The sequence below is a fragment of the Pseudomonas sp. A-B-19 genome, from assembly GCF_019947515.1.
In the GTDB taxonomy this organism is placed as follows: domain Bacteria; phylum Pseudomonadota; class Gammaproteobacteria; order Pseudomonadales; family Pseudomonadaceae; genus Aquipseudomonas.
In genome coordinates this window covers 158,684-184,114 of the sequence record NZ_JAGYGN010000003.1, presented here as the reverse complement: position 1 = coordinate 184,114, position 25,431 = coordinate 158,684, and the positions used below count along the sequence as shown (strand labels likewise).

The 25,431-nt window shown below is 59.0% G+C and carries 23 protein-coding genes; 13 read left to right on the top strand and 10 right to left on the bottom strand.

Annotated features, from left to right (window positions below):
* Positions 1-55 precede the first annotated feature (55 nt).
* From KGA81_RS04730 to KGA81_RS04720, 3 genes are all read right to left on the bottom strand, one after another.
* Positions 56-1,060 carry an asparaginase gene (locus KGA81_RS04730; protein ID WP_223544768.1) on the bottom strand — a complete coding sequence of 335 codons (1,005 nt, stop codon included), beginning with the start codon at positions 1,058-1,060 and terminating at the stop codon, positions 56-58.
* A 195-nt stretch (positions 1,061-1,255) separates the two neighbouring features.
* Complete coding sequence (locus KGA81_RS04725) at positions 1,256-2,707, bottom strand: alanine/glycine:cation symporter family protein (RefSeq protein ID WP_223544767.1); 1,452 nt, start codon at positions 2,705-2,707, stop codon at positions 1,256-1,258.
* Positions 2,708-3,125: 418 nt separating this feature from the next.
* Complete coding sequence (locus KGA81_RS04720; protein ID WP_223544766.1) at positions 3,126-4,550, bottom strand: aspartate ammonia-lyase; 1,425 nt, start codon at positions 4,548-4,550, stop codon at positions 3,126-3,128.
* A 181-nt stretch (positions 4,551-4,731) separates the two neighbouring features.
* On the opposite strand from KGA81_RS04720, the gene KGA81_RS04715 reads away from it, so the two are divergent.
* On the top strand, positions 4,732-5,643 hold the full coding sequence (locus tag KGA81_RS04715) for a LysR substrate-binding domain-containing protein (protein WP_223544765.1): 912 nt from the start codon (positions 4,732-4,734) through the stop codon (positions 5,641-5,643).
* A gap of 60 nt (positions 5,644-5,703) precedes the next feature.
* On the opposite strand, the gene KGA81_RS04710 is transcribed toward KGA81_RS04715, so the two are convergent.
* Both KGA81_RS04710 and KGA81_RS04705 read right to left on the bottom strand, forming a co-directional pair.
* Positions 5,704-6,264, bottom strand: coding sequence for a reprolysin-like metallopeptidase (locus KGA81_RS04710; RefSeq protein WP_223544764.1), 561 nt, complete (start codon positions 6,262-6,264; stop codon positions 5,704-5,706).
* A gap of 42 nt (positions 6,265-6,306) precedes the next feature.
* Entirely contained in the window at positions 6,307-6,897 is a 591-nt protein-coding gene (locus KGA81_RS04705; protein ID WP_223544763.1) for a reprolysin-like metallopeptidase, read from the bottom strand.
* Between the two features lie 385 nt (positions 6,898-7,282).
* Between KGA81_RS04705 and purE the strand changes: the two genes are divergently transcribed.
* The 4 genes from purE (at position 7,283) to KGA81_RS04685 (ending at position 9,845) form a co-directional block, all read left to right on the top strand.
* On the top strand, positions 7,283-7,774 hold the full coding sequence (gene purE, locus KGA81_RS04700; RefSeq protein WP_046038893.1) for a 5-(carboxyamino)imidazole ribonucleotide mutase: 492 nt from the start codon (positions 7,283-7,285) through the stop codon (positions 7,772-7,774).
* Between the two features lie 11 nt (positions 7,775-7,785).
* Positions 7,786-8,868 carry a 5-(carboxyamino)imidazole ribonucleotide synthase gene (locus tag KGA81_RS04695; protein WP_223544762.1) on the top strand — a complete coding sequence of 361 codons (1,083 nt, stop codon included), beginning with the start codon at positions 7,786-7,788 and terminating at the stop codon, positions 8,866-8,868.
* 107 nt (positions 8,869-8,975) lie between these two features.
* On the top strand, positions 8,976-9,221 hold the full coding sequence (locus KGA81_RS04690) for a GlsB/YeaQ/YmgE family stress response membrane protein (protein ID WP_223544761.1): 246 nt from the start codon (positions 8,976-8,978) through the stop codon (positions 9,219-9,221).
* 87 nt (positions 9,222-9,308) lie between these two features.
* Positions 9,309-9,845 (top strand): DUF3299 domain-containing protein, encoded by a 537-nt coding sequence (locus KGA81_RS04685; RefSeq protein ID WP_223460501.1) that lies wholly within the window; start codon positions 9,309-9,311, stop codon positions 9,843-9,845.
* Between the two features lie 138 nt (positions 9,846-9,983).
* On the opposite strand, the gene KGA81_RS04680 is transcribed toward KGA81_RS04685, so the two are convergent.
* On the bottom strand, positions 9,984-10,883 hold the full coding sequence (locus tag KGA81_RS04680; RefSeq protein WP_223544760.1) for a D-hexose-6-phosphate mutarotase: 900 nt from the start codon (positions 10,881-10,883) through the stop codon (positions 9,984-9,986).
* 57 nt (positions 10,884-10,940) lie between these two features.
* Positions 10,941-11,345, bottom strand: coding sequence for an acyl-CoA thioesterase (locus tag KGA81_RS04675; protein ID WP_007942704.1), 405 nt, complete (start codon positions 11,343-11,345; stop codon positions 10,941-10,943).
* 364 nt (positions 11,346-11,709) lie between these two features.
* On the opposite strand from KGA81_RS04675, the gene KGA81_RS04670 reads away from it, so the two are divergent.
* On the top strand, positions 11,710-13,008 hold the full coding sequence (locus tag KGA81_RS04670; protein ID WP_223544759.1) for an MFS transporter: 1,299 nt from the start codon (positions 11,710-11,712) through the stop codon (positions 13,006-13,008).
* A gap of 12 nt (positions 13,009-13,020) precedes the next feature.
* Here the strand turns inward: KGA81_RS04670 and KGA81_RS04665 are convergent, their stop codons facing one another.
* Positions 13,021-13,512: a type II toxin-antitoxin system VapC family toxin gene (locus KGA81_RS04665; protein WP_223544758.1), complete on the bottom strand. Its 492-nt coding sequence runs from the start codon at positions 13,510-13,512 to the stop codon at positions 13,021-13,023.
* Entirely contained in the window at positions 13,509-14,567 is a 1,059-nt protein-coding gene (locus KGA81_RS04660; RefSeq protein WP_223544757.1) for a helix-turn-helix domain-containing protein, read from the bottom strand. Before KGA81_RS04660 ends, KGA81_RS04665 begins: the two co-directional genes overlap by 4 nt.
* 187 nt (positions 14,568-14,754) lie before the next feature.
* Between KGA81_RS04660 and KGA81_RS04655 the strand changes: the two genes are divergently transcribed.
* The 7 genes from KGA81_RS04655 to KGA81_RS04625 all read left to right on the top strand — a co-directional run bounded on the left by KGA81_RS04655 (position 14,755) and on the right by KGA81_RS04625 (position 23,965).
* The gene (locus KGA81_RS04655; protein ID WP_056726832.1) at positions 14,755-15,756 is read left to right on the top strand and encodes a phosphate ABC transporter substrate-binding protein PstS; all 1,002 of its coding nucleotides are present in this window, start codon (positions 14,755-14,757) and stop codon (positions 15,754-15,756) included.
* Between the two features lie 411 nt (positions 15,757-16,167).
* Positions 16,168-18,201, top strand: coding sequence for an ABC transporter permease subunit (locus KGA81_RS04650; RefSeq protein ID WP_223544916.1), 2,034 nt, complete (start codon positions 16,168-16,170; stop codon positions 18,199-18,201).
* 15 nt (positions 18,202-18,216) lie between these two features.
* Positions 18,217-19,887, top strand: a complete 1,671-nt coding sequence (gene pstA / locus KGA81_RS04645) for a phosphate ABC transporter permease PstA (protein ID WP_223544756.1) — start codon at positions 18,217-18,219, stop codon at positions 19,885-19,887.
* A 190-nt stretch (positions 19,888-20,077) separates the two neighbouring features.
* Positions 20,078-20,911, top strand: coding sequence for a phosphate ABC transporter ATP-binding protein PstB (pstB, locus tag KGA81_RS04640; protein WP_223544755.1), 834 nt, complete (start codon positions 20,078-20,080; stop codon positions 20,909-20,911).
* 111 nt (positions 20,912-21,022) lie between these two features.
* On the top strand, positions 21,023-21,784 hold the full coding sequence (gene phoU / locus KGA81_RS04635) for a phosphate signaling complex protein PhoU (RefSeq protein ID WP_007992846.1): 762 nt from the start codon (positions 21,023-21,025) through the stop codon (positions 21,782-21,784).
* A gap of 167 nt (positions 21,785-21,951) precedes the next feature.
* Positions 21,952-22,860 carry a response regulator gene (locus KGA81_RS04630; protein WP_223544754.1) on the top strand — a complete coding sequence of 303 codons (909 nt, stop codon included), beginning with the start codon at positions 21,952-21,954 and terminating at the stop codon, positions 22,858-22,860.
* A gap of 208 nt (positions 22,861-23,068) precedes the next feature.
* Complete coding sequence (locus KGA81_RS04625; RefSeq protein ID WP_223544753.1) at positions 23,069-23,965, top strand: peptidoglycan DD-metalloendopeptidase family protein; 897 nt, start codon at positions 23,069-23,071, stop codon at positions 23,963-23,965.
* A gap of 113 nt (positions 23,966-24,078) precedes the next feature.
* Here the strand turns inward: KGA81_RS04625 and KGA81_RS04620 are convergent, their stop codons facing one another.
* Positions 24,079-25,419, bottom strand: coding sequence for a hemolysin family protein (locus KGA81_RS04620; protein WP_218431557.1), 1,341 nt, complete (start codon positions 25,417-25,419; stop codon positions 24,079-24,081).
* Positions 25,420-25,431 lie beyond the last annotated feature (12 nt).

Here is a 25,431-nt window from a genome sequence, read left to right as displayed (position 1 = left end):
ATTCAACATTTGAGTCGACTGACCGGACGCCATCGCGAGCAAGTTTTGTGTGGTGTCAGCTCAGTTCGCCGCAGAGGTCGAACTCTACAAGTTGACGGACTTCTTGCGGATCAAGTCCCGCCCCCAACAACCCGTGCAACTTGCCGAACGCCGCTTCACGGGTCATACCACCACCGGACAGTACGCCCGCACCGCGCAAGCGACTGCCGGCTTCATAGACGTCCAGCACCACCCCGCCTTCATGACACTGCGTCACCGCGACCACGACCACGCCGTTGTCCCGCGCGCGCCCAAGGCTGGCGAGAAACCCGGGGTTGTCGCTTGGGCCGGTGCCGCTGCCGTAGCATTCCAGCACCAGGCCCTGAATGCCGCTGTCGAGCAAACCATCCAGCACCTCGGCGCTGATACCGGGGAACAGCGGCAGCACCGCGACGTTCGCCAATTGCTTGGGTTGGTTGTAATTCAGCTGTGTTGGTAAAGAGGGCACCTTCACGCCACCGCCCTGACGCTCCAGGCGCTTGAACGGATGCCGGCCGAAACTGCGTACCTTCGCGCAACGGGTCGGGTCAAGCAGTTCGCCATGGAAGTACAGATGCACGCCCGGCGCGAGGCCCTGGCCCAGTGCAACCAGCGCGCCGCCGAGGTTTTCCCAGGCATCGCTGTCGGTGACACCGGCCGGGAGCATCGAGCCGGTGAAGCACACGCGGGCATGCAGGCCCAACAATTGAAAACTCATGGCCGCCGCGCTGTAGGCCAGGGTGTCGGTGCCATGCAGGATCAGCACGCTGTCACAGCCCTGCACATCCACCGCATCGACCACCGCTTCGCGCAGTTGTTGCCAATACGCCGGGGTCATGTTGGCGCTGTCGATCAGCGGCGACATCTCGCGAAAGCGCCACTGCGGCACCACCAGCTCGGGCTGGCTGTGCAGATACTCACGCATCCGCGCTTCGAAACCGGATGCCGGGGCCAGGCCATGGGCGCTGGCCTGCATGCCGATGGTGCCGCCGGTGTAGAGCACCATGACGTGCTGGGCGGCAGGGTAGGTCGAGGAATTCATGAAGAATCTCCGAAAGGAAGAGTTCCTGTGGGAGCGAGCTTGCTCCGGGCGGCGTTCCGACGATAGTGGTATGTCAGACATCGCTGTGTTGACTGACTGTGCGCCATCGTCGGAACGCCGCCCGGAGCAAGCTCGCCCCCACAGTTTTTCGCACTTTAACTGACAGGCGCAGGGGATGCGCCTGTCGTTTACCGATCAGCGTTGCGCTGCAGGCACACCTTGCGACTCAACTGCAGTCTTGCCGACAGCGGCTGGCGGATTGGCCGGCCACGCCTGGCGGTCCAGATCCAGGTCCGGGAACTTGGCCGAGTCGAACACCGGCGTCTTGATGCCAGCGGCGCGCTGGTCATCGTAGTCACGCAGGATGCGCATGCCGACCTTGAACAGCAGGAACAGCGCGATCAGGTTGACGAACGCGAGCATGGTCATGGTGATGTCGGCGAAGGCAAATACGGTGCCGAGGTTTTCGATGGCGCCCCAGAAAATCAGCACCAGTACCAGCGCGCGATAACCGATCAGCGCCTTGCGGTTTTCGCCGATCAAAAAGCGCAGGTTGCTCTCGCCCAGGTAGTAGTTGTAGAGGATCGAGGTGAACACGAACAACGCCAGGGCCACGGAGATGAACATCCGGCCCCAATCACCGACTACAGCGGCCAGGGAGTTCTGGGTCAGGGCAATGCCGTCGCCTTCGAAGCCCGGGGTGTAAAAGCCGGAGAGCAGGATCAGCAGCGCGGTGCAGGTGCAGATCACGAAGGTATCGAGGAACACGCTGAACGCCTGCACCACACCTTGTGCCACCGGGTGCTCGACCGCCGCCACTGCCGCCACGTTCGGCGCACTGCCCAGGCCTGCTTCGTTGGCGAACACGCCGCGCTTCACGCCCATGACAATGGCGCTGCCAATCAGGCCGCCGAAGGCCTGGTCCAGGCCGAAAGCGCTCTTGACGATAGTCATCAACATGCCCGGTACGTGGTCGAACTGCAGCACGATCACGTAGAGGGTCACGCCGATGTACACCAGGGTTTTCACCGGGACCAACAGGTCGGCGACCTTGGCGATGCGCTTGATTCCGCCGACGAACACCAGGCCCAGCAGCACAGCCAGGCCGATGCCGGTGTAAGTGGTGTCCAGGCCGAACGCATTGTTCAACGAGTGCGTCACGGCGTGGGCTTGCAGGCCGTTGAAGGCGAACCCGAAAGTCACCAGCAGCAGGAACGCCATCAACATGCCCAACCAGCGTTTTTGCAGGCCGTGCTGGATGTAATAGGACGGGCCGCCACGGTAGGTGCCTTCGGAATCACAGCGCTTGTAGAGCTGGCCGAGGGAGCATTCGAAGAAGCTGCTGGACATGCCGACCAGCGCGGTCACCCACATCCAGAACACGGCACCAGGGCCGCCGAGGGTCACGGCTATGCCGACCCCGGCGATGTTGCCCGCACCAACGCGGCCGGCGAGGCTGAGCATCAGGGCCTGGAACGAGCTCAGTTGCCCGGCGCTGCTTTTCAGGCTGTCGCGGAACACCGCGAACATGTGGAAGAAGTGACGCAATTGAACGAAACGCGAGCGGATCGTGAAGTAGCTACCGAGCCCGACAATGAGCACGATCAGTACTTTCCCTGAGAGGAAGTCGTTAATGACTTCGAGCATGGATTATTCCTCGCTGTTTTTTGTGTAGGCAAATGCTGGCCGGGTAGACACATCGAGTTACACCCGTTGGGGCACAGCACAATGGATGGATCGAAGCTCGTCCCGGTTTCATATCGCGGGTTTGTTATTAGTTCGGGTTTCGCATGGGTTGAGGCCTCGCTACCGACGACCGCTCACACGAAGAGGGGCGGCACTATACCGATGCTTTCCTGTGGGAGCGAGCTTGCTTGCGATTGCGATAGATCCTTCAACATTTGTGTCGACTGACGGGACGCCATCGCGAGCAAGCTCGCTCCCACAGGTTTTGCTTTTGCTGCGGTTAAAAAAAAGGGCCTGGAGACTGATCTCTAGGCCCTCAAAAGGTGAGAGGTGTCTAGTCCCTCGACCTGGTGAGCGGTGCTACAAATAACGCGTCAGGTTATGCCTTCAGAGGCACCAGACGTGGAGCAATCATGTTTTCCGGGCGCAGGATGTCGGCGAGCATGGCTTCGTCGAGCAGACCTTCTTCACGCACCAGTTCCAGCACACCGCGGCCGCTTTCAAGGGCGAGGGCGGCGATGCGGGTGGCATTTTTGTAGCCGATGTACGGGTTCAGCGCGGTGACCAGGCCGATCGAGTGCTCGACCAGTTCACGGCAGCGTGCTTCGTTGGCGGTGATGCCGACGACGCAGTGCTCGCGCAGCATGTCCATGGCGCGTTGCAGCAGGCGGATCGAGTCGAAGATCTTGAAGGCGATCAGCGGCTCCATCACGTTCAGTTGCAACTGGCCGCCTTCGGCCGCAATGGTCAGCGCCAGGTCGTTACCGATGATCTGGAACGCCACCTGGTTGACCGCTTCCGGAATAACCGGGTTGACCTTGCCTGGCATGATCGAACTGCCTGGCTGACGCGCCGGCAGGTTGATCTCGTTGATGCCGGTACGTGGGCCGCTGGACAGCAGACGCAGGTCGTTGCAAATCTTCGACAGCTTGACCGCGGTGCGCTTGAGCATGCCGGAGAACAGCACGAAGGCGCCCATGTCGGAGGTGGCTTCGATCAGGTCGGCGGCTGGAACCAGCGGTTGACCGCTGATCACTGCCAGACGCTGAACAGCCAGAGCCTGATAACGCGGGTCGGCGTTGATGCCGGTGCCAATCGCGGTACCGCCCAGATTCACTTCGGTCAGCACTTCCGGTGCCAGGGTTTTAAAGCGTGCCAGGTCTTCGCCCAGAGTGGTGGCGAACGCACGGAATTCCTGACCCAGGGTCATCGGCACGGCGTCTTGCAGTTGGGTACGACCCATCTTCAGGACGTGGTTGAATTCTTCACCCTTGGCAGCGAACGCCTGAATCAGGCTGTCGAGGCTGGCGAGCAGGGCGTCGTGACCCAGCAACAGGCCCAGGCGGATCGCCGTTGGGTACGCGTCGTTGGTCGACTGCGCCATGTTCACGTCGTCGTTCGGGTGCAGGTACTGGTATTCGCCTTTCTGGTGACCCATGGCCTCCAGTGCGATGTTGGCGATGACTTCGTTGGCATTCATGTTGGTCGAAGTGCCAGCACCGCCTTGAATCATGTCCACCACGAACTCTTCGTGGAAGTCGCCGCGGATCAGACGTGCACAGGCTTCGCTGATGGCAGCGTGCTTGGCTTCGCTCAGGTGACCCAGCTCGCGGTTGGCGTCAGCGGCGGCCTGTTTGACCATGGCCAGACCGACAACCAGTTTCGGGTAGTGCGAAATCGGAACGCCCGAAAGGCGGAAGTTATTCACCGCTCGCAGGGTCTGGATACCGTAATACGCTTGAGCCGGTACTTCGAGGGCGCCAAGCAGGTCATTTTCTGTGCGGAACGATGCAGCGGAGGACATGATAGAAATCATCTCGATATGAACCCGGTCTGTGCCGGAACGCTGCGAATGCTAGGCCTGTGAAGAATTTTGGGCCAATGCTGTTAAACACTAGCCTATGCACATTCGGCATAATGCCCCCTGTGACGCCGCGTTGACGGCAAGCGTGTGACCTAAATTGGTGCGTCTCCGGGAGGATGTGATGAATCTGGAAAGCAAATGGCTGGAGGACTTTAGTGCCCTGGCCGCCACCCGCAGTTTCTCCCAGGCAGCCGAGCGGCGTTTCGTGACGCAACCGGCATTCAGTCGGCGAATCCGCAGCCTTGAGGCCGCGCTTGGTCTGACTCTGGTCAACCGTTCCCGAACGCCGGTGGAACTGACGGCAGCCGGGCAATTGTTTCTGGTTACCGCACGCACCGTGGTCGAGCAACTGGGCGAAGTGCTGCGCCATTTGCATCACCTGGAAGGCGGGCAGGGCGAAGTGATGCAGGTCGCGGCGGCGCATTCCCTGGCGCTCGGTTTCTTTCCGCGCTGGATCGCGCAGTTGCGCAACGAAGGCCTGAACATCGCCACGCGGCTGGTGGCGACCAACGTCGGCGATGCCGTGCATGCGTTGCGCGAAGGTGGCTGCGATCTGATGCTGGCGTTCTACGATCCGGACGCGGCCATGCAGATGGACCCGGAAATCTTCCCTTCGCTGCACCTTGGCCACACCGAGATGCTGCCGGTCTGCGCCGCCGATGCCAACGGCAAACCCCTGTTCGATCTGGAAGGCGAAGGCAGCGTACCGCTACTGGCGTACAGCGCCGGTGCGTTTCTCGGCAGGTCGGTGAACATGCTGTTGCGTCAACGGGCGCTGCGCTTCACCACGATCTACGAAACCGCCATGGCCGACAGTTTGAAGAGCATGGCGTTGGAAGGGCTGGGTATCGCGTGGGTACCGCAACTGAGCGTGCGCGCCGAACTGGCGCGCGGTGAGTTGGTGGTTTGCGGCGGCCCGCAATGGCATGTGCCTTTGGAGATCCGTTTGTACCGCTGCGCGTTGGTGCGCAAGGCGAACGTGCGATTGTTGTGGCGCAAGCTTGAGGGCGGTGCCGCGAGCGCTGCATCTTGAGGGCAAAATAATCAAAATCACCTGGGCGGCGATGATCCGTGCAAAACGCCTCATTCAGCGTCAATCGAACTGATCGAGGTAATTGCGGATATTGTCCTTGTTTTTGTCGCTGAAGCGGAAGCCTGTGCTGCCCGTGGTTGCGTACATGATCGAATTGGCGGTGCCGTAGTAAGTCGTGGTGCTCTTGTCGCTGTCCTGATGATTGGCACTGAGCATATGACCCACTTCATGAGCGGCAGTGGCGGAGTTGGTGATCGAAGCAACTGCCAAAGAACCTGACTCGAAAGCAACCCCCAAGACGTTTTTATTGATGTCGTCACGTGTTAATAACAGAAATTTCCGGATGGAATTTTCGAGCGAAGTATTCTTTGCGCTTATATGTTGTTCGAGTTCGGCAGCCATGGTGGTTAAAAGTTTCTCCAGATCGTCCGTTTTGTAATCGAGGTTACTCATGGATGGGGCGTCTGAAGGCTGTACAAAGTTCACGTATATTGCACGACCGGAAATTTTTGTGATTGTATGTTTCAGCCAGTTGAAATAATGGCTGAAGAGCAAGTCCTGATTGTAGTCCTTTAAATCTTCATGAATGAAAACGGTCAGTGTGATCGGAAGTTTTGACATGGGTATTCCTTTTTTCTGAAGGGTTTTTCAAAGCAGCGGTATTTACGAAAACTGGTTGAGATACTTACGAATATTTTCCCTGTTCTTGTCGCTGAAGCGGTAAACGTTTCCACGTACATGAGAAAACTCATCGGCGAGCATGATTGTGTCGTGCCACCAGCCGTCATAGACCACTTCACTGTCTTCGTGGGTCGCGCCAAGCATATGACCTATTTCGTGTGCGGGAACTCGGTAAGAGGTGATCGATGCAATTGCGCAATGACCTTTGAAATAGGCATATCCGCCTATGCCCCCCAAGAGTCCGCCCAACTTTTCGTGGATATTTTCTCGGGTCAACAAGAGGATTTTGGTTAAATTCACTTCATGACGATCGCTTGCCAAAACTCTTGCATACCAGTTTTTAATCAAGTCCCTCCAGCCAAGCAGTGCAGCTGCAACATCCTCATTTTTGTAGTCGTATACTGACATTTCAGGGATGTCGCTCTGGCGATGCATATCTATCTGGACGGTGCGTCCCGAAATATATTCAAGTTCGGTTTTAAGCCAGGCAAAATAATCTGAATATAAACTGTTTTTTTGATGATGTTGAAGGTCGTTGTGGAGGATGATGATGAGGCTGATAGGTTTTTTCATGTTTTTGAACTTCCTGTTCGGTTAGGGATTTCCTGAAATTTGATAGTTAACGGTGATTGGCACTTCCGGCAAGTTCAAGTTTATTTAAAATTATTTTAAGTGTGCCGAGGTGGTCGCTTCTGCTGCGACTTTTATTAAAGTAAGAAATTGAATGGTTCGCGTCATGCCTCGATTTAGCCGGCTGACTCGATAGTCAAGAAAGGGGCATTTCCAGACCGCATGACAGATGGTCGCAACAGGGGCTGTTTATCTGCCTCATTGAGGTATACTGCGCGGCCTTCGGCCGGTTACGACAGGCCATAATTCGTACAATCAAGCCACGCATTCTGCGTGGCTTGTTGTTTTTTGATGCGCCTGCGGGCGCCCAGAGAGAAGAGGCACGACGATGAGTGCACTGGTTGGCGTGATCATGGGCTCCAAGTCCGATTGGTCCACCCTTAGCCACACCGCCGATATGCTGGAAAAGCTCGGCATCCCCTACGAGGTGAAAGTGGTTTCTGCCCACCGCACCCCGGACCTGCTGTTCCAGTACGCTGAAGAAGCCGAAGCGCGTGGCATCGAGGTGATCATCGCCGGTGCCGGTGGCGCGGCCCACTTGCCAGGCATGTGTGCGGCCAAGACTCACTTGCCGGTGCTGGGCGTACCTGTGCAGTCCGCTATGCTTTCGGGCGTTGACTCGCTGCTCTCCATTGTGCAGATGCCGGCAGGCATTCCGGTTGCCACTCTGGCCATCGGCAAGGCGGGCGCGATCAACGCGGCGCTGTTGTCGGCGAGTATCCTGGGCGCCAAGCACCCGCAGTTCCACGCGGTGCTGAAAACCTTCCGTGCTGAGCAGACAGACAGCGTCCTGGACAATCCAGACCCACGCATCGCCTGAGGTTGTTGACGATGAAGATCGGTGTAATCGGTGGCGGCCAGTTGGGTCGCATGTTGGCACTGGCGGGCACTCCGCTGGGCATGAACTTCGCTTTTCTGGACCCGGCGCCGGATGCCTGCGCAGCCGCGTTGGGCGAACACCTGCGAGCCGATTACGGCGATCAGGATCACCTGCGTCAGCTGGCCGATGAAGTCGATCTGGTGACCTTCGAGTTCGAAAGCGTTCCGGCCGAGACCGTGGCTTTCCTCTCGCAATTCGTCCCGGTCTACCCGAGCGCCGAAGCCTTGCGCATCGCCCGCGATCGCTGGTTCGAGAAGAGTATGTTCAAGGATCTGGGGATTCCTACCCCGGCGTTCGCTGACATCCAGTCTCAGGCTGACCTGGACGCCGCCGTGGCCTCCATCGGTCTGCCGGCGGTGCTGAAGACCCGTACTTTGGGTTATGACGGCAAGGGCCAGAAAGTCCTGCGCACGCCAGAAGATGTGGTGGGCACCTTTGCCGAGCTGGGCAGCGTGGCTTGCCTGCTGGAAGGCTTCGTGCCGTTCACTGGTGAAGTCTCGCTGATCGCCGTGCGTGCCCGCGACGGTGAGACCCGCTTCTATCCGCTGGTGCACAACACCCACGAAAGCGGCATCCTCAAGCTGTCCGTGGCCAGCACCGATCACCCGTTGCAAGCCCTGGCCGAAGACTACTCCAGCCGTGTGCTCAAGCAACTGGATTACGTCGGCGTGATGGCGTTCGAGTTCTTCGAAGTCGACGGTGGCCTCAAGGCCAACGAAATCGCCCCGCGCGTGCACAACTCCGGGCACTGGACCACCGAAGGCGCCGAGTGCAGCCAGTTCGAAAACCACCTGCGGGCCGTCGCCGGTCTGCCATTGGGTTCGACGGCCAAGGTCGGCGAAAGCGCGATGCTCAACTTCATCGGCAAAGTGCCGGACACCGAGAAGGTCCTGGCCATCGCCGATTGCCATCTGCATCACTATGGCAAGGCCTTCAAGGTCGGCCGCAAGGTCGGTCACGCCAACCTGCGTTGTGCGGATCGCGAAAGGCTGACCGCACAGATCCTCAAGGTCGAAGCGCTGATCGCCGAATAGTTTCATGTGGCAGCGGTGGAACCATTCAGGGACCGCCGTTCTCTCATGGCAGGATGTCGAAGTCTGTCTAGGCTTTGACATAGCCATCTCAATCAGAGGGAAATGCCATGGGAATTATCGGAACCATCTTTATCGGCTTGATCGTCGGCCTGCTGGCGCGGTTCCTGAAACCGGGTGATGACAGCATGGGTTGGATCATGACCATCCTGCTCGGTATTGGCGGTTCGCTGGCGGCGACTTATGGTGGCCAGGCTTTGGGAATCTATCAGGCTGGTCAAGGTGCAGGCTTTATCGGGGCGCTGGTTGGTGCGGTCATCCTGCTGGTGATCTACGGCTTGGTCAAAAAGAGCTGAGCCAAGCGACAAAGTCCTCTCGGCGGCACACGCCGGGAGGGCTAGAATGCTTGGCGTTTCCTGTTCTTCCCTTTGCCGAGCACCTTCATGCGCCGTCTTTTGTTGACTCTTGTTTTACTGGGTTCGGGCCTTGCCCATGCCGGCGAACTGCCGGAAACCGACTGGCTTGAATTGATGCCCAAGTCGGACCAGAAGGCCCTCGAGGCCATGCCTGAAATCGACCACAACTCCCCTGAAGCCAATGGCACCTTCACCGACAAGGGTGGGATGAAGCAGGCCAAAGGCTTGCCGGCGGTGATGTACTCGACCAAGACCGTTGCGTCGATGAACGACAAGAACATCCGCATCGGTGGTTATCCGGTGCCGCTGGAGTCCGACGCCAAGGGCCGCAGTACGTTGTTCTTCCTGGTGCCGTACCCGGGCGCCTGCATTCATGTGCCACCACCGCCGCCCAACCAGCTGGTGCTGGTGCGCTATCCAAAGGGCTTGAAGCTGAACGATATCTACACGCCGCTGTGGGTCACCGGTACGCTGAAAGTCGAGAAGGTCAGCAATGACCTGGCCGATGCGGCGTATGCGCTGGATGCGCAGACGGTGCGAGTGGTGAAAGAGTCGGATTTGTAACGCGCCGTCAGATGGCATGGCACAAAAAACTGTGGGAGCGAGCTTGCTCGCGATGAGGCCATAACATTCAACATTTATGTTGCCTGTTACACCGCCATCGCGAGCAAGCTCGCTCCCACATTTGTTTTGTAGTGTTGCTTAGAGCGGCTTGCTACCGACGCTCACACCCAGTGTATGGCTCGCACCTGGTTTCAGGTTCACCACATCGCCCATCACGTTCGCCGTCTCGATGCACAGCATGCGCTGCCAGCCGTCGTCGGCCATGTCACTGAACGCGGCGGCGCGGTCGATCCACGGGTTCCAGATCACCGCGGTGCGCGAACCGGTGCTGGTCAGTTCGATGCGTCGCTCCCAGGCCGGATCGACGATGCTCAACTGCGGCGGGACGTCCAGGTAGATGCGATCGGTCTCACCGGTAAAACGCAGATCACCGGTCTGGGTGACGGTTTTCCAGTTATCCAGGGTTTCGATGTAGTTGAGGCTGTCCAGGCCTTCGACATAAACGTCGCGCACATCGCTGACGGCAAAGTAACTGTGCAGAGCCTGGCTGATGCTGACGGTTTCGGCACCCCGGTTGTGGCTGGTCAGATGGATGTGCAATTGCTCGTCGAGGCGAATGCTCAGCGTCAAATCCACCTGGTGCGGCCAGCCGGGAAAGCCGCCTTCGGGGTAGGGCAGGAGGAATTCGACCTTCAGGCTTTCGCCTTCGGTTTCTATGCCGCCCAGTTCCCAATCCATCGCTCGCACGAAGCCGTGAGCCGACGGCGCTTCATTGCTGGTGCGCATCGCCTGCACGCTTTGCGGGTTGCGTGCAAAGTTGCCGAACCACGGCCAGCACACCGGCACGCCGGCACGGATGCTTTTGCCGGTCTTGAACACGGCTTCGTCGTTGAGCCAGATCAGCGGCGGCTTGCCAGCCAATTGATAGCTGAGGATGTGCGCGCCTTGCTGGGCCACCAGTAATTCGGCCTGACCATGGCGGATGCGCCAGCAGTTCAGTTCATCCAGTTTTACAGCTTCAACATTGGGCGTGCTCATGGGACAGCTCTCGATCAGTAACGTGGACGACTTTCGACCGCAAAACGGCTGCCAGGTTTAGCGAGCCCGAGGCGGAACCGAACGGGTGCGACCGCTGCCGTCGATGGCAACGAACACAAACACCGCTTCGGTTACTTTACGCCACTCGCTGGACAGCGGATCGTCGCTCCAGACCTCGACCATCATCTTGATCGAGCTGCGGCCGATTTCCAGGGCCTGGGTATAAAAGGAAAGCTGCGCGCCCACCGCCACCGGAACCAGAAAGGCCATGCGGTCGATCGCGACAGTGGCAACGCGCCCGCCGGCGACCTTGCTGGCCATAGCGGTGCCCGCCAAATCCATCTGCGCCACCAGCCAGCCGCCGAAAATATCGCCGAAGCCGTTGGTTTCGCGAGGAAGCGCGGTGATTTGCAGGGCCAGGTCGCCTTGCGGGATCGGATCTTCTTGTTCGAGCTCTATCATTCCGGGGGTGCCTCTGACCCGTGACTCTTCGTTGGTATTGCTGGTGGTAGCCGTCTTCGGGAAAAACGATTCAGCACCGAACATACTACGTTCGTCACGTTTTCCATAAGGCGCCTAAAGGGAAACTCTGCGAAATCGCCTATGAACCTGACAGGCGTTTTCGCACAGCAACCCCTGAAAAGCCGGAGCAAGACTGCGAGTATATCGGTCGGTAGACTCCGCGACGACCATCCGGTTCTCATTTTGACCGTCAAAAACGCACCTCTATGTGCTTTTTCGATCAATTTGTTATCGTGCCGGACCTGCCCAAACCTCCGCCAGCGTTGTTGAGGTTGCAGATCCGACTATAAGAGAAGCCCTTGCCATGACCACAGCGCCCTCGAGCATCGCGCAGCCAGACCAACCCGCACGCCCGCTGACCCGCAACGACTACAAGACTCTATCGCTGTCTGCCCTGGGCGGCGCGCTGGAGTTCTACGACTTCATCATCTTCGTGTTTTTCGCCACGGTGGTGGGCAAGCTGTTCTTCCCGGCGGACATGCCCGAGTGGCTACGCCTGATGCAGACCTTCGGCATCTTCGCCGCCGGCTACCTGGCACGGCCGCTGGGCGGCATCGTGATGGCGCACTTCGGCGACCTGCTGGGGCGCAAGAAAATGTTCACCCTGAGCATTTTCATGATGGCCGTCCCGACCTTGATTATGGGTCTGCTGCCGACTTATGCGCAGATCGGCATGTGGGCACCGATCCTGTTGCTGTTGATGCGGGTGATCCAGGGCGCGGCCATTGGCGGTGAAGTGCCGGGGGCGTGGGTCTTCGTTTCCGAACACGTTCCGCAACGGCATGTCGGCTACGCCTGCGGCACCCTGACCAGCGGCCTGACGGCGGGTATCCTGCTCGGCTCGCTGGTCGCCACGGCGATCAACAGCATCTACACCCCGGCGGAAGTAGCGGATTACGCCTGGCGCATTCCGTTCCTGCTGGGTGGCGTGTTTGGTTTGTTCTCGGTGTACCTGCGTCGCTGGTTGCACGAAACCCCGGTGTTCGCCGAACTGCAACTGCGCAAGGCCCTGGCCGAAGAGGTGCCGCTGCGGGCGGTGCTGCGTGACCATCGTGGTGCGATCGCCATTTCGATGTTGCTGACCTGGCTGCTGTCTGCCGCCATCGTTGTGCTGATTCTGATGACGCCAACCGTGCTGCAGACGGTTTACCACTTCTCGCCGACCACGGCCCTGCAATCCAACAGCGTGGCGATTGTATTCCTGAGCATTGGCTGTGTTGTTTCTGGTGCATTGGCCGATCGTTTCGGCGCCGGGCGGGTCTTCGTGTTCGGATGTGCGGCGTTATTGGCCAGTTCCTGGACCTTCTACCACAGCCTGGCCGATCATCCCGACTGGCTGTTTTCGATGTATGCCTTGACCGGTCTGCTGGTCGGTACCATCGGTGCGGTGCCCTATGTGATGGTCAAGGCGTTCCCGCCCGTGGTGCGCTTCAGCGGGTTGTCGTTCTCGTACAACGTCGCCTACGCGATTTTCGGCGGACTGACGCCGATGATCGTCAGCCTGTTGCTCAAGGAGAGTGCGATGGGGCCTGCTTATTATGTGGCGGTGCTGTGTGGGGTCGGGATTGTGGTGGGGGCTTATCTCTGGAAGAAGGGCCGGTAAAAGCGGTGGTCGTCAGGGCTTTCGCCAATGGGTAAGCCTTGTGTCACATTCGTCCGAAGGTAAACGCGCACCACGTTCAAGCATGTCACTAAGAGCGCTGGCAGCCTGTGTGGGGGCGATCACTTGATGTTCTACCATCAAATCCAACAGCCAAAGGGCGCCATGCACTTGCAGCCCGTCGCGTTGGGCCTGACGCCTGAGTCTTCCATCGCCGGTCAGTAGTGGTCGGCCAGTTTGCTGTGCAAGCAGATAGCAAGACACGTCCGCCAATGAACTGTTGTTGTGCTCTATTTTGAGACCGAACAGTCTGGAAACCCCTGAATCATCGAAGGACTCAACCTGCAGCCCGCGGCCAAGTAACTCGTCATGGGGAAAATCTTCGAGTTCACTCAGCACGAAATCTGTACAGCAAAGAGTGAATGGCAGGCTGAACATCTGTTCCAGCAATCCGGCATTTCTGAAATCGATCCAGATATTCGTATCGCTGATATAAATCAGACTCATGCACTCTCCAGCGAGCCCAGAAAATTGGGATCAAGGGCGCTCACTGGTTTGCGTAAAAGTTCGGCTGCGCGGGATTTGGTAATCAACCCTTCCGCGAGTCCCCAGAACACCAATGACTCGAAACGTTGCGGTGACTTGCAAGGCAAGGGTTCGGGTTCAGTCTTGCGCCATCCATTTGCACCGAATTGGATGGTAAGGGATTTATATCCATTGTCGCTAAGGAGGTTCAGATCCTTGAGCCGCCGCAATGCAGCTTGCATCGAGATTCCGTATTGGCGTTTGGCAATCAACAGTTCACGAGGGTGGACTCGTGAGCGCGGATGGCTGCCGAAGTCGCTGGTTACCCCTTTAGCGGGGTAGAGGAAAGCACCTGCGAAACGATGGCAGCAGTTTTCCTTGTCGCGTTCAGGCATATCTTCGGGCAGTTGCATGACCCAGTGACCAAGTTCATGGGCTGCAGTGAAGCGTATGCGTTCGCCTGGGCGTTCGGCATTGAGCGCAATCAATACGTGGTGACCATCACTAGTGGCAGCACAGGCCCCGTCAAAATCATCCGGCCCCATTAGCATCGCGACCTTGATGCTGTGCTCTTCCAGTTGTTCGGTCAGGTTGGAAATAGGATCACTACCAATTCCCCAGTATTCCCTGAGCAATTCGGCGGCATGCTCGGCTTCTTCGAAAGATGATACGGGCATCATTTGCGCTGGGGTTTTTGGAGTTCGAATGTCTTCCGGGTCAAAGCACTCCTCTAGAGCAATGTAGCGCTCGAGATGTTCCCGGATCTGTTCTTCGACTTGAATCTGACGATATTTCGGCATTTTCGCCAACTTGCGAAACTCAAGCGGAGCGAGTGGAACGGCATCTGCACGAAAGAAATACTCAGGATTGACCTGCAGCACCTTGGCCATTTGCAGTAGGCGAGTCGAATTCGGGGTGCTTAACCCTTTTTCATATTTGTTAAGAGCTTGCTTGGTGATGTCGCCAAGCTGGAGCGCCAGAGCCTCCAGGGATATGCCCCGCAAAAGGCGGGCGCGGCGGATTCGGTCGTTGATCATGTGTTCCTCTCTTGGTTGACAAGGCTATCTTTTTGTTTGTTTTTGTCAACCTCTGCGCAGAACCTTGATACGTTTGTCTGCTCAATACTGGCCTTTCATCCAATTGTCATATTTCAGCCATAGAGTGTTCACACGGCCTGCTGATACTTGGCCCCGAATAACACACCCTATCTGCTAGGAGTAAGGCATGAAACTGAAGCGTTTGATGGCGGCAATGACTTTTGTCGCTGCTGGCGTTGCGACTGCCAACGCGGTTGCCGCTGTTGACCCTGCTATCCCGAGCTACACCAAGACCACTGGTGTGTCGGGCAACCTGTCCAGCGTCGGCTCCGATACCCTGGCCAACCTCATGACCCTCTGGGCTGAGAACTACAAAAAAGAATACCCGAACGTAAACATCCAGATTCAGGCCGCTGGCTCCGCCACTGCGCCACCTGCGCTGACTGAAGGCACCTCCAACCTGGGCCCGATGAGCCGCAAGATGAAGGACACCGAACTGGCTGCCTTCGAGCAGAAGTACGGCTATAAGCCAACCGCCATCCCGGTTGCCGTGGACGCCCTGGCTGTCTTCGTTCACAAGGACAACCCGATCCAGCACCTGACCATGGAACAGGTCGACGCGATCTTCTCGTCGACTCGTCTGTGCGGCGCTAAAGCCGACGTGAAAACCTGGGGCGACCTGGGCGTGACCGGCGACCTGGCCAACAAGCCGGTTCAACTGTTCGGTCGTAACTCGGTATCCGGCACCTATGGCTACTTCAAGGAAGAAGCCCTGTGCAAAGGCGACTACAAGCCAAACGTGAACGAACAACCAGGTTCGGCTTCGGTCGTGCAGTCGATCAGCTCCTCGCTGAACGGCATTGGTTACTCGGGCATCGGTTACAAAACCGCTAGCGTGAAGACTGTGGCCCTGGCCAAGAAAGGCAGCCAGGACTTCATCGAAGACACCGAAGAAAACGCCCTGAACGGCAAGTACCCGCTGTCCCGCTTCCTGTACGTGTACGTCAACAAGGCCCCGAACAAGCCTCTGGCCCCGCTGGAAGCCGAGTTCGTGAAACTGGTCCTGTCGAAACAGGGCCAGGAAGTTGTAGTGAAAGACGGTTACATCCCACTGCCGGCCAAGGTTGCTGCAAAAGCACTGGCTGACCTGGGTCTGGCGGAAGGCGGCGCTGAAGTCGCAAAAAAGTAACAAATTGAGTCTAGAGTGACCCCTCTGGACTCACATGGGGGTGGCAGGAGCCGCCCCCATACACCTCTAATTTTCTATCCACTGCTGGTTACCGCCAGCGGCGGATTTGTTGCGTCACTGCATTGTCATCTTTCTGTCATACAGGATCGCTAGGGTGTGCGCATGAATGATCTGGCCAATTCCAACATGACTACTAATCCCCCCAAGCGAATTGACTTCAATACGCCTGAGCTACAACGCAAGCGCCGCATTCGCGCGCTCAAGGATCGCCTGACCCGCTGGTACGTCCTCGTTGGCGGCCTCGCTGTACTGGGCGCGATCACCTTGATCTTCTTCTTCCTTGCCTACGTCGTCGCGCCCCTGTTCCAGGGTGCCAGCCTGACGTCCAGGGACGCCATCACGCCCGCCTGGATGCAAGATGCCGGCAAGCCGCTGATGATTTCCCTGGAAGAGCAGAACCAGGTGGCGATGCGGGTTTCCGACAAGGGCCAGGCATTGTTCTTCGATATCGACAGTGGCGCTGAATTGAAGCGCGTCGATTTACCGATCCCGGCTGGCACCACCGTGACTTCCATCGCCGAAGATCAGCCAGGTCACCCGCTGGTGGCTGTGGGTCTGTCCAACGGTCAGGCTCTGGTGTTCCGTCACACCTATAAAGTCAGCTACCCGGAAGGCAAGAAAACCATCACCCCGGCCGTCGAGTACCCGTACGGCGAAGCACCAATCGCGGTGAACGAAGCCGGCGGTGCACTGGAGCACGTCAGCCTCAACGCCAACGATTCGACCCTGATGCTGGTTGGCGCCACTGGTTCACAACTCAATGTTCTGTCGCTGACCAGCGAAGAGAACATGATGACCGGCGAAGTCACCAGCGAGCAGAAACGCATCGAACTGCCGCAGATGATCGAGCCGGTGAAGAGCATCTTCGTCGACCCGCGTCAGCAGTGGCTGTACGTGATCAACGGGCGTGCCCAGGCCGACGTGTTCAGCCTGCGCGACAAGAGCCTCAATGGTCGCTACAAACTGCTTGAAGACGGTGAAGCTCAAGTCACCGCCAGCACCCAGCTGGTGGGCGGTATCTCGCTGATCATTGGTGACTCCAAAGGTGGCCTGGCCCAGTGGTTCATGGCCCGCGATCCGGATGGCGAACAGCGCCTGAAGCAGATCCGCACCTTCCAGATGGGCACCACGCCGATCGTTGAAATCACTGCTGAAGAGCGCCGCAAGGGCTTCGTTGCCCTCGACGCTTCCGGCAAGCTTGGTGTGTTCCACAGCACCGCCCACCGCACCTTGCTGGTGGAGCCGGTCGCTGAAGGCCAGGGCGTTTTCGGTCTGTCGCCACGCGCCAACCGCGTGATCGTGGAAGCCGGCGGCAAGTTGCACCCGCTGCTGCTCGACAACCCGCACCCGGAAGTATCGTGGAGCGCACTGTGGAGCAAGGTCTGGTACGAGAACTACGACGAGCCTAAGTACGTCTGGCAATCGACTGCTGCCAACACTGACTTCGAACCCAAGCTGAGCCTGTCGCCGCTGACCTTCGGTACCCTGAAAGCCGCGTTCTACGCCATGCTGCTGGCCGCTCCACTGGCCGTTGCCGCTGCGATCTACACCGCGTACTTCATGGCCCCGGGCATGCGCCGCAAGGTCAAGCCGGTGATCGAACTGATGGAAGCGATGCCGACGGTGATCCTCGGTTTCTTCGCCGGTCTGTTCCTCGCACCGTATGTAGAAGGGCACTTGCCGGGCATCTTCAGCCTGCTGATGTTGCTGCCGATCGGCATCCTGGTCGCCGGTTTCACCTTCAGCCGCCTGCCTGAATCGATTCGCCTGAGAGTTCCGGATGGCTGGGAAAGTGCGCTGCTGATTCCGGTGATCCTGTTCGTGGGCTGGTTGTCGCTGTACATGAGTCCGTTCATGGAGAACTGGTTCTTCGGCGGCGACATGCGCATGTGGATCTCCCACGACCTGGGGATCACCTACGACCAGCGCAACGCCCTGGTAGTCGGTTTGGCCATGGGCTTCGCGGTCATCCCGAACATCTACTCCATCGCCGAAGACGCCGTGTTCAGCGTGCCTCGCGGCCTGACCCTGGGCTCCCTGGCCCTCGGTGCCACACCGTGGCAGACCATGACCCGCGTGGTGATCCTCACCGCCAGCCCGGGTATCTTCTCGGCGCTGATGATCGGCATGGGCCGTGCGGTCGGTGAAACCATGATCGTGTTGATGGCCACCGGTAACACCCCGGTCATGGAAATGAACCTGTTCGAAGGCCTGCGCACCCTGGCGGCCAACGTTGCGGTGGAAATGCCCGAATCGGAAGTCGGCGGCAGCCACTACCGCGTGCTGTTCCTCTCGGCGCTGGTGCTGCTGTTGTTCACCTTCGTCATGAACACCCTCGCGGAACTGATTCGTCAGCGTCTGCGCAAGAAATACTCGTCGCTTTAAGAAAGGTAGAAGTCTGTGAAACAGAACTCCCTGAAAGGATGGTTCAAGAGCGGCGCCCCCGGCGTCTGGGTCAGCGGTGGCGCGGTGTCCATCGCGGTCATCATGACCATAGGCCTGCTGGCAGTGATTGCCGTGCGTGGCCTGGGTCACTTCTGGCCGGCGGATCTGATCCATGCCAGCTACGACGTGCCGGGCCAGGGCCAGCACCTGGTCATTGGCGAAGTGGTGCAGAAAGAAGAAGTGCCACGTGCCCGTCTGAAGAGCGCTGGCTTGCCAGTGCCTGACGAAGGCCCTGAGTTCATGACCCGCGAGCTGATCAAGGTCGGCAACCGTGACCTGAACGGCAACGACTTCACATGGACCGTCGGCGAGTGGCTGACCAACCAGACGACACCGCCGGAGTTGATGGCCGTCGAGCGTCGTGAGTGGGGCAACTTCTACGGTTACCTGGTCAACGTCAAACAGGATGGCAAGGTCGTCGCTGAAGGCGAAGCGGCATGGCCTGAGTTGCAGGCCCGTGTCGACCGCGTGAACAAGCTGGCTGCACAGCTCAAGAACCTGGAGAAAACCGACATCGGCGCGATCAACGCCGGTCTCGAGCGCATCCGCTTGCACGGTCGCAAGCTTGAGCTGGACGGCAAACTCGACGCCACCGCACAAGCGGACATGGAATCGGAGCGCGCCGAGCTCAATGCGCGCTATCAGGATGTCGAAGCGCGCCTGAGCGACCTGCACGCGCAGTTCAACCGCGACAGCCTGACCGCCCGCGATGCGAACGGTAAGGAAATCGAAATCGGCATCGGCAAAGTGGTTCACGCCTATCAGCCGAACGCCATGAGCACCACCACCAAGATCGGTTTCTACTTCAGCAAGGTCTGGGAGTTCCTGAGCGACGACCCGCGTGAAGCGAACACTGAAGGCGGGATCTTTCCGGCCATCTTCGGTACCGTGATGATGACCCTGATCATGGCGATGATCGTGACCCCGTTCGGTGTGCTGGCGGCGGTGTACCTGCGTGAATACGCCAAGCAGAACGCGCTGACCCGGGTGATCCGCATCGCGGTAAACAACCTGGCAGGCGTTCCGGCCATCGTTTACGGCGTGTTCGGCCTGGGCTTCTTCGTCTACGTACTGGGTGGCTCGCTCGATCGTCTGTTCTTCCCGGAAGCCTTGCCGGCGCCGACCTTCGGTACACCGGGTCTGCTCTGGGCCTCGTTGACCCTGGCGCTGCTGGCGGTGCCGGTGGTGATCGTTGCCACCGAAGAAGGCCTGGCGCGGATTCCTCGCACCGTGCGTGAAGGCTCGTTGGCCCTCGGCGCGACCAAGGCTGAAACCTTGTGGAAGATCGTGCTGCCGATGGCCAGCCCGGCGATGATGACCGGCATGATCCTCGCCGTGGCTCGCGCCGCGGGTGAAGTGGCGCCGCTGATGCTGGTGGGTGTGGTGAAACTGGCGCCGTCGCTGCCGGTGGACGGTAACTACCCGTACCTGCACCTGGACCAGAAGATCATGCACCTGGGTTTCCACATCTATGACGTCGGCTTCCAGAGCCCGAACGTCGAAGCCGCGCGGCCGCTGGTGTACGCCACGGCGCTGCTGCTGGTGCTGGTGATCGCCACGCTGAACCTGTCAGCGGTGTACATCCGCAACCACCTGCGCGAGAAGTACAAGGCGCTGGATAGCTGATTGAGATCGGCACGCCCCCCTGTAGGAGCTGGCTTGCCAGCGAAGCCTCTGGCGTCAGTGAGTACGCCTTCGCTGGCAAGCCAGCTCCTACAGGGGGACCGGTGTCAGACAGAGATTTTGAGTAAGCCGCTGGCCCGAACACCAGGCCAGCGGTTAAACGAACCGAATTTGTTAGCACAGGGAGCCTCCCATGCAGCACGAAGCACATACCCACGGCATCAACATGTCGGCGCTGGGTCGCGACAAACAGAGCCTGAACCTCGAGCAGGAAACCGTGGCTATCGAAGTGCCGAGCCTGAGCCTGTTCTACGGCGAAAAACAAGCGCTGTACGACGTCAGCATGAACATCCCGAAACAGCGCGTGACCGCCTTCATCGGCCCGTCCGGCTGTGGCAAGTCGACGCTGCTGCGTACCTTCAACCGCATGAACGACCTGGTTGACGGCTGCCGCGTTGAAGGCGAGATCAACCTGTACGGCAACAACATCTACCGCAAGGGCGAAGACGTGGCCGAGCTGCGTCGTCGTGTCGGCATGGTGTTCCAGAAGCCCAACCCGTTCCCGAAGACCATCTACGAAAATGTGGTTTACGGCCTGCGCATCCAGGGCATCAACAAGAAGCGCGTCCTCGACGAAGCCGTCGAGTGGGCGTTGAAAGGCGCGGCGCTGTGGGACGAAGTCAAAGACCGTCTGCACGAGTCGGCACTGGGTCTGTCCGGTGGCCAGCAGCAACGTCTGGTGATCGCCCGCACCATCGCCGTGGAGCCGGAAGTGCTGTTGCTCGACGAACCGTGCTCGGCACTCGACCCGATCTCCACGCTGAAAGTCGAAGAGCTGATCTACGAACTGAAATCCAAGTTCACCATCGTCATCGTGACTCACAACATGCAACAGGCCGCGCGGGTGTCCGACTACACGGCGTTCATGTACATGGGCAAGCTGGTCGAGTTTGGCGACACCGATACCCTGTTCACCAATCCGGCGAAGAAGCAGACCGAAGACTACATCACCGGTCGCTATGGCTAGCAGTAGCCACAAGCCGCACGCTTCAAGCGGCAAGTCAGAGCGGTTCGGGTACGACACACATCAGCTTGCAGCTTGTAGCTTGCAGCTCACAGCTTTTGCGGAGCAGACAACATGATTTCTAAGGAAGGCCTTACACACCACATCTCCCAGCAGTTCAACGCCGAACTGGAGGAAGTGCGCAGCCACCTCCTGGCCATGGGCGGGCTGGTCGAGAAACAGGTCAACGACGCGGTGACCGCGCTGATCGAGGCCGACTCCGGCCTGGCCCAGCAGGTGCGCGAGATCGACGACCAGATCAATCAGATGGAACGCAATATCGACGAAGAATGCCTGCGCATTCTGGCCCGTCGTCAGCCGGCAGCGTCGGACCTGCGCTTGATCATCAGCATTTCCAAATCGGTGATCGACCTGGAGCGCATCGGTGACGAAGCGACCAAGATCGCCCGTCGTGCCATCCAGCTGTGCGAAGAAGGCGAAGCGCCGCGCGGTTACGTTGAAGTGCGCCACATCGGTGACCAGGTGCGCAACATGGTCCGCGATGCACTGGACGCCTTTGCCCGTTTCGACGCCGAGTTGGCGCTGTCGGTGGCGCAGTACGACAAGATCATCGACCGCGAATACAAGACCGCCCTGCGTGAGCTGGCGACCTACATGATGGAAGATCCGCGTTCTATCTCGCGGGTTCTGAGCATCATCTGGGTGCTGCGTTCGCTGGAGCGTATCGGCGACCACGCACGCAATATCTCGGAGCTGGTGATTTATCTGGTGCGCGGCACTGACGTGCGGCACCTGGGTCTCAAGCGCATGAAGGAAGAAGTTGAAGGAACCAGTGGCGAAACCGCTAATGTTCCGGGCAAAACTGACGATAAGTAAGGTTGCCCAAATAAAGCGCCCGGCCTTTTGGCCGGGCGTTTTTGTTTGCGGCTGACGAATTCGAAAAGCAGCACCCGCGAACGAAAAGTCCGGCGTGACTGAAGGTTTTTGGCAATGTGCCATCAGCAAGGCGGTATGCTGGCCGGGATTTTTTAAAGGGGTGGTGGATGAGTAAGGTCAGTGTGTTGGTCGTGGACGACGCGTCGTTCATTCGTGACTTGGTGAAAAAGTGCCTGCGCAATTATTTCCCGGGCATGCGGATCGAAGACGCGATCAACGGCAAAAAGGCCCAGGCCATGCTGGCCAAGGAAGCCTTCGACCTGGTCCTGTGCGACTGGGAAATGCCGGAAATGTCCGGCCTGGAATTGCTGACCTGGTGTCGTGAGCAAGACAACCTCAAAACCATGCCCTTCGTGATGGTGACCAGCCGTGGCGACAAGGAGAACGTCGTCCAGGCGATCCAGGCCGGGGTATCCGGTTACGTCAGCAAGCCGTTCACCAACGAGCAACTGCTCACCAAGGTCAAGCAGGCGCTGCACAAGGTCGGCAAACTCGACGCCTTGATCAACGTAGCCGCGACCAAAACAAGCTCGGCATTCGGTAACGACTCCCTCGCCGCCTTGACCGGTGGCAAGGCGGCCGTTGCCACGCCAACGGCCGCACCCGCACCTGCACCGTCCAAGGGCTTGCTCAACAATCCGCCGGTCAAGGCGCCGGCGGCCTCTTCGGCACCCGCCAGCGGCCGTGGCCAGGGTCAACTGCGTTTGCCGAACGGCATCCAGCAATGTGTCATCAAGGCCTTGAGCCTCAAGGAAGCCCTGCTGGTGGTCAAGCGCAGTGAGACCCTGCCGCAGATCCTCGACAGCGCCGTGCTGGACCTGGAGCAGGGCGACAATGCCGAAGTCGCCCGCCTCAACGGCTATCTGCACGCCGTCGTGGCCCACGAGCCGAAGCCTGACAGCGACTGGCTGCAACTGACCTTCCGTTTTGTCGATCAGGATGCGCAGAAGCTCGATTACATCTCGCGCCTGATTGCGCGGGGTACGGCGCAGAAGCACTTCATTCCTGGCGCTTGAGGCGCGTCGCCTGACAGTCCGCCATCGCGAGCAAGCTCGCTCCTACAGGTCCGGCATGAATCCTGTGGGAGCGCGAGCCTGCTCGCGAAGGGGGCGTCACTGCTACCGCGCATCTGCTGAACACCTTTTCTGAAACATCTGCCGACTACCCGGGTCCATTGCAGCTGCTAGGCTCAATCCCAGGCCTCACTCGACAGAATCCTTGCTCATGTTCACGCGCCTGCTGTTTTTATGTGGCCTGTTCATGGTCGCCACCTCGGCCATGGCCATGACTATCTACAAGTCCAAAGATGCTTATGGCGTGGTTTCCTACAGCGACCGCCCCAGCAAAGGCGCACACGTGTTCGTTTTTCGCGATGGCATGGTCGAGCACCTTGAACGTCAGGTGCGCCTTGTCGTCATGAAGAAAAATGGTGCGCACAGCGTTTACGTGCGCAATGACCTGTATGCGCCGGTAGAGGTCGAATTGAGTTTTACTGGGGTGAAGAACGCCAGCGGTGTGTCGGGCGGGACGATTCGGCGCGTGATACCGCTACGCAGCAGCGTTCGCCTGGCGCAGCTCACGGCGACTAAAGCTGGAAGGCCCCTTGTGTACGTCCCGAAGTTCAAATACTCCCTGGGCGACCCCACAGGACCCACGGTGGGCTATCGGTACCCATTGCCCTGGCGTGGCGGGCCATTCCGGATCAGTCAGGGTGCCAATGGCCCCTACAGCCACTTCGGCCCCAAGAGCCGTTATGCCATAGACATTGCGATGCCTGAGGGCACGCCGATCATTGCCGCGCGAGGCGGGGTGGTGGTGAAAACCGAAAATCGCCAGAGCGGGCGCGGCACCGATGCGTCCGGCAATTTCGTGCGGGTGCTGCACGATGACGGGACCATGGGCGTTTACCTGCACCTGAAGAAAGGCTCGGTCTGCGTTCGGGAAGGTCAGCGGGTAAAAGTGGGCAGCGCCTTGGCGCTGTCAGGCAACACCGGCAATAGCACCGGGCCGCATTTGCACTTCGTGGTGCAGCGCAATACCGGGCTGGGGCTGGTATCGATTCCGTACCAGTTCAACCAGCCGGTCGGCGCGCTGCCCAACTTTGCGTTGGGCAAGCAGTGATGGGGCGTCTGAACTGACGCTTTCGCTGGCAAGCCAGCTCCTACAGGAACTGCGCATATCTGTAGGAGCTGGCTTGCCAGCGAAGACGTCAACGCGGTTCAGGCAGTGATGCCTCAATCGAGCATCAACACCTTGGCCAGAACGATCTTCGGCCCTTTCATCTTCTTGATGATGATCCGCAGGCCTTCGACTTCCAGCACTTCTTCCTCTTCAGGAACGCGCTTGAGGCTCTCGTAGACCAGCCCGGCAAGGGTTTCGGCTTCGACGTGGTCGAGGTCGATGCCCAATAGTCGTTCAACCTTGAACAGCGGCGTATCGCCCCGCACCAGCAGCTTGCCCGGCTGATACGCAAGGATCCCGCGTTCGGCCTTGCGGTGTTCGTCCTGGATGTCGCCCACCAGCACTTCCAGCACGTCTTCCATGGTCAGGTAGCCGATGATGTTACCGTCGGCCTCTTCGACTACAGCGAAGTGCGAGCCACCCTTGCGGAACTGCTCCAGCAACTGCGACAACGGCATGTGCCGCGACACGCGCTCCAGCGGGCGGGTCAGTTCAGCCAGGTTGAACGACTCGGGAATGTGGTCCAGCGCCGCCAGTTCCAGCAGCAGATCCTTGATGTGCAGCAGGCCGACGAACTCCTGGCGTTCGCTGTCGTACACCGGATAACGGCTGAACTTGTGGCGACGGAACAACGCGAGGATTTCCTTGAGCGGCGCATTGAACTCCAGGGTCACCAGGTCTTCGCGGGAGTTGGCCCAGTCGACCACTTCCAGCTCGCCCATTTCCACCGCTGACGCCAGCACGCGCATGCCTTGGTCGCTCGGATCCTGGCCACGGCTGGAGTGCAGGATCAGTTTCAGTTCTTCGCGGCTGTAGTGATGCTCGTGATGCGGGCCAGGTTCACCTTGGCCGGCGATGCGCAGGATCTGGTTGGCGCTGGCGTTGAGCAGGTAGATGGCCGGGTACATGGTCCAGTAGAACAGGTACAGCGGCACGGCAGTCCACAGCGACAGCAATTCGGGTTTGCGGATCGCCCAGGATTTCGGGGCCAACTCGCCGACCACGATGTGCAGGTAGGAAATGATGAAGAAGGCGGTGAAGAACGAAACCGCCTTGACCACTTCAGCGGAATCTACGCCTACGGCACTCAGCACAGGCGCCAGAAGGTGCGCAAACGCAGGTTCACCAACCCAGCCCAGGCCCAGGGAGGCGAGGGTGATACCCAACTGGCAGGCCGACAGGTAAGCATCGAGCTGACTGTGCACAGTGCGCAGGATGTGCCCGCGCCAGCCGTTTTTGTCAGCGATGGCCTCGACCCGGGTCGAGCGCAGCTTGACCATGGCAAATTCCGCCGCAACGAAAAATCCGTTGAGCAAAACCAGGATCAGAGCAAAAAGAATCATGCCGAAGTCGGCGAAAATTGTAGCGAGGGTCAAGCCAGGGGAAGGGTCCATGATGGAGTTTTG

What these genes read in the sequence shown, in the direction of transcription:
- KGA81_RS04670 (WP_223544759.1), top strand. Translation starts at nt 11,710, where the DNA reads ATGACCACAGCGCCCTCGAGCATCGCGCAGCCAGACCAACCCGCACGC.
- KGA81_RS04695 (WP_223544762.1), top strand. Translation starts at nt 7,786, where the DNA reads ATGAAGATCGGTGTAATCGGTGGCGGCCAGTTGGGTCGCATGTTGGCA.
- KGA81_RS04660 (WP_223544757.1), bottom strand. Translation starts at nt 14,567, where the DNA reads ATGATCAACGACCGAATCCGCCGCGCCCGCCTTTTGCGGGGCATATCC.
- KGA81_RS04725 (WP_223544767.1), bottom strand. Translation starts at nt 2,707, where the DNA reads ATGCTCGAAGTCATTAACGACTTCCTCTCAGGGAAAGTACTGATCGTG.
- pstB (WP_223544755.1), top strand. Translation starts at nt 20,078, where the DNA reads ATGCAGCACGAAGCACATACCCACGGCATCAACATGTCGGCGCTGGGT.
- KGA81_RS04650 (WP_223544916.1), top strand. Translation starts at nt 16,168, where the DNA reads ATGCAAGATGCCGGCAAGCCGCTGATGATTTCCCTGGAAGAGCAGAAC.
- KGA81_RS04665 (WP_223544758.1), bottom strand. Translation starts at nt 13,512, where the DNA reads ATGAGTCTGATTTATATCAGCGATACGAATATCTGGATCGATTTCAGA.
- KGA81_RS04715 (WP_223544765.1), top strand. Translation starts at nt 4,732, where the DNA reads ATGAATCTGGAAAGCAAATGGCTGGAGGACTTTAGTGCCCTGGCCGCC.
- KGA81_RS04625 (WP_223544753.1), top strand. Translation starts at nt 23,069, where the DNA reads ATGTTCACGCGCCTGCTGTTTTTATGTGGCCTGTTCATGGTCGCCACC.
- KGA81_RS04720 (WP_223544766.1), bottom strand. Translation starts at nt 4,550, where the DNA reads ATGTCCTCCGCTGCATCGTTCCGCACAGAAAATGACCTGCTTGGCGCC.
- KGA81_RS04705 (WP_223544763.1), bottom strand. Translation starts at nt 6,897, where the DNA reads ATGAAAAAACCTATCAGCCTCATCATCATCCTCCACAACGACCTTCAA.
- KGA81_RS04685 (WP_223460501.1), top strand. Translation starts at nt 9,309, where the DNA reads ATGCGCCGTCTTTTGTTGACTCTTGTTTTACTGGGTTCGGGCCTTGCC.
- KGA81_RS04675 (WP_007942704.1), bottom strand. Translation starts at nt 11,345, where the DNA reads ATGATAGAGCTCGAACAAGAAGATCCGATCCCGCAAGGCGACCTGGCC.
- phoU (WP_007992846.1), top strand. Translation starts at nt 21,023, where the DNA reads ATGATTTCTAAGGAAGGCCTTACACACCACATCTCCCAGCAGTTCAAC.
- KGA81_RS04620 (WP_218431557.1), bottom strand. Translation starts at nt 25,419, where the DNA reads ATGGACCCTTCCCCTGGCTTGACCCTCGCTACAATTTTCGCCGACTTC.
- KGA81_RS04710 (WP_223544764.1), bottom strand. Translation starts at nt 6,264, where the DNA reads ATGTCAAAACTTCCGATCACACTGACCGTTTTCATTCATGAAGATTTA.
- KGA81_RS04690 (WP_223544761.1), top strand. Translation starts at nt 8,976, where the DNA reads ATGGGAATTATCGGAACCATCTTTATCGGCTTGATCGTCGGCCTGCTG.
- KGA81_RS04680 (WP_223544760.1), bottom strand. Translation starts at nt 10,883, where the DNA reads ATGAGCACGCCCAATGTTGAAGCTGTAAAACTGGATGAACTGAACTGC.
- KGA81_RS04730 (WP_223544768.1), bottom strand. Translation starts at nt 1,060, where the DNA reads ATGAATTCCTCGACCTACCCTGCCGCCCAGCACGTCATGGTGCTCTAC.
- KGA81_RS04655 (WP_056726832.1), top strand. Translation starts at nt 14,755, where the DNA reads ATGAAACTGAAGCGTTTGATGGCGGCAATGACTTTTGTCGCTGCTGGC.
- purE (WP_046038893.1), top strand. Translation starts at nt 7,283, where the DNA reads ATGAGTGCACTGGTTGGCGTGATCATGGGCTCCAAGTCCGATTGGTCC.
- KGA81_RS04630 (WP_223544754.1), top strand. Translation starts at nt 21,952, where the DNA reads ATGAGTAAGGTCAGTGTGTTGGTCGTGGACGACGCGTCGTTCATTCGT.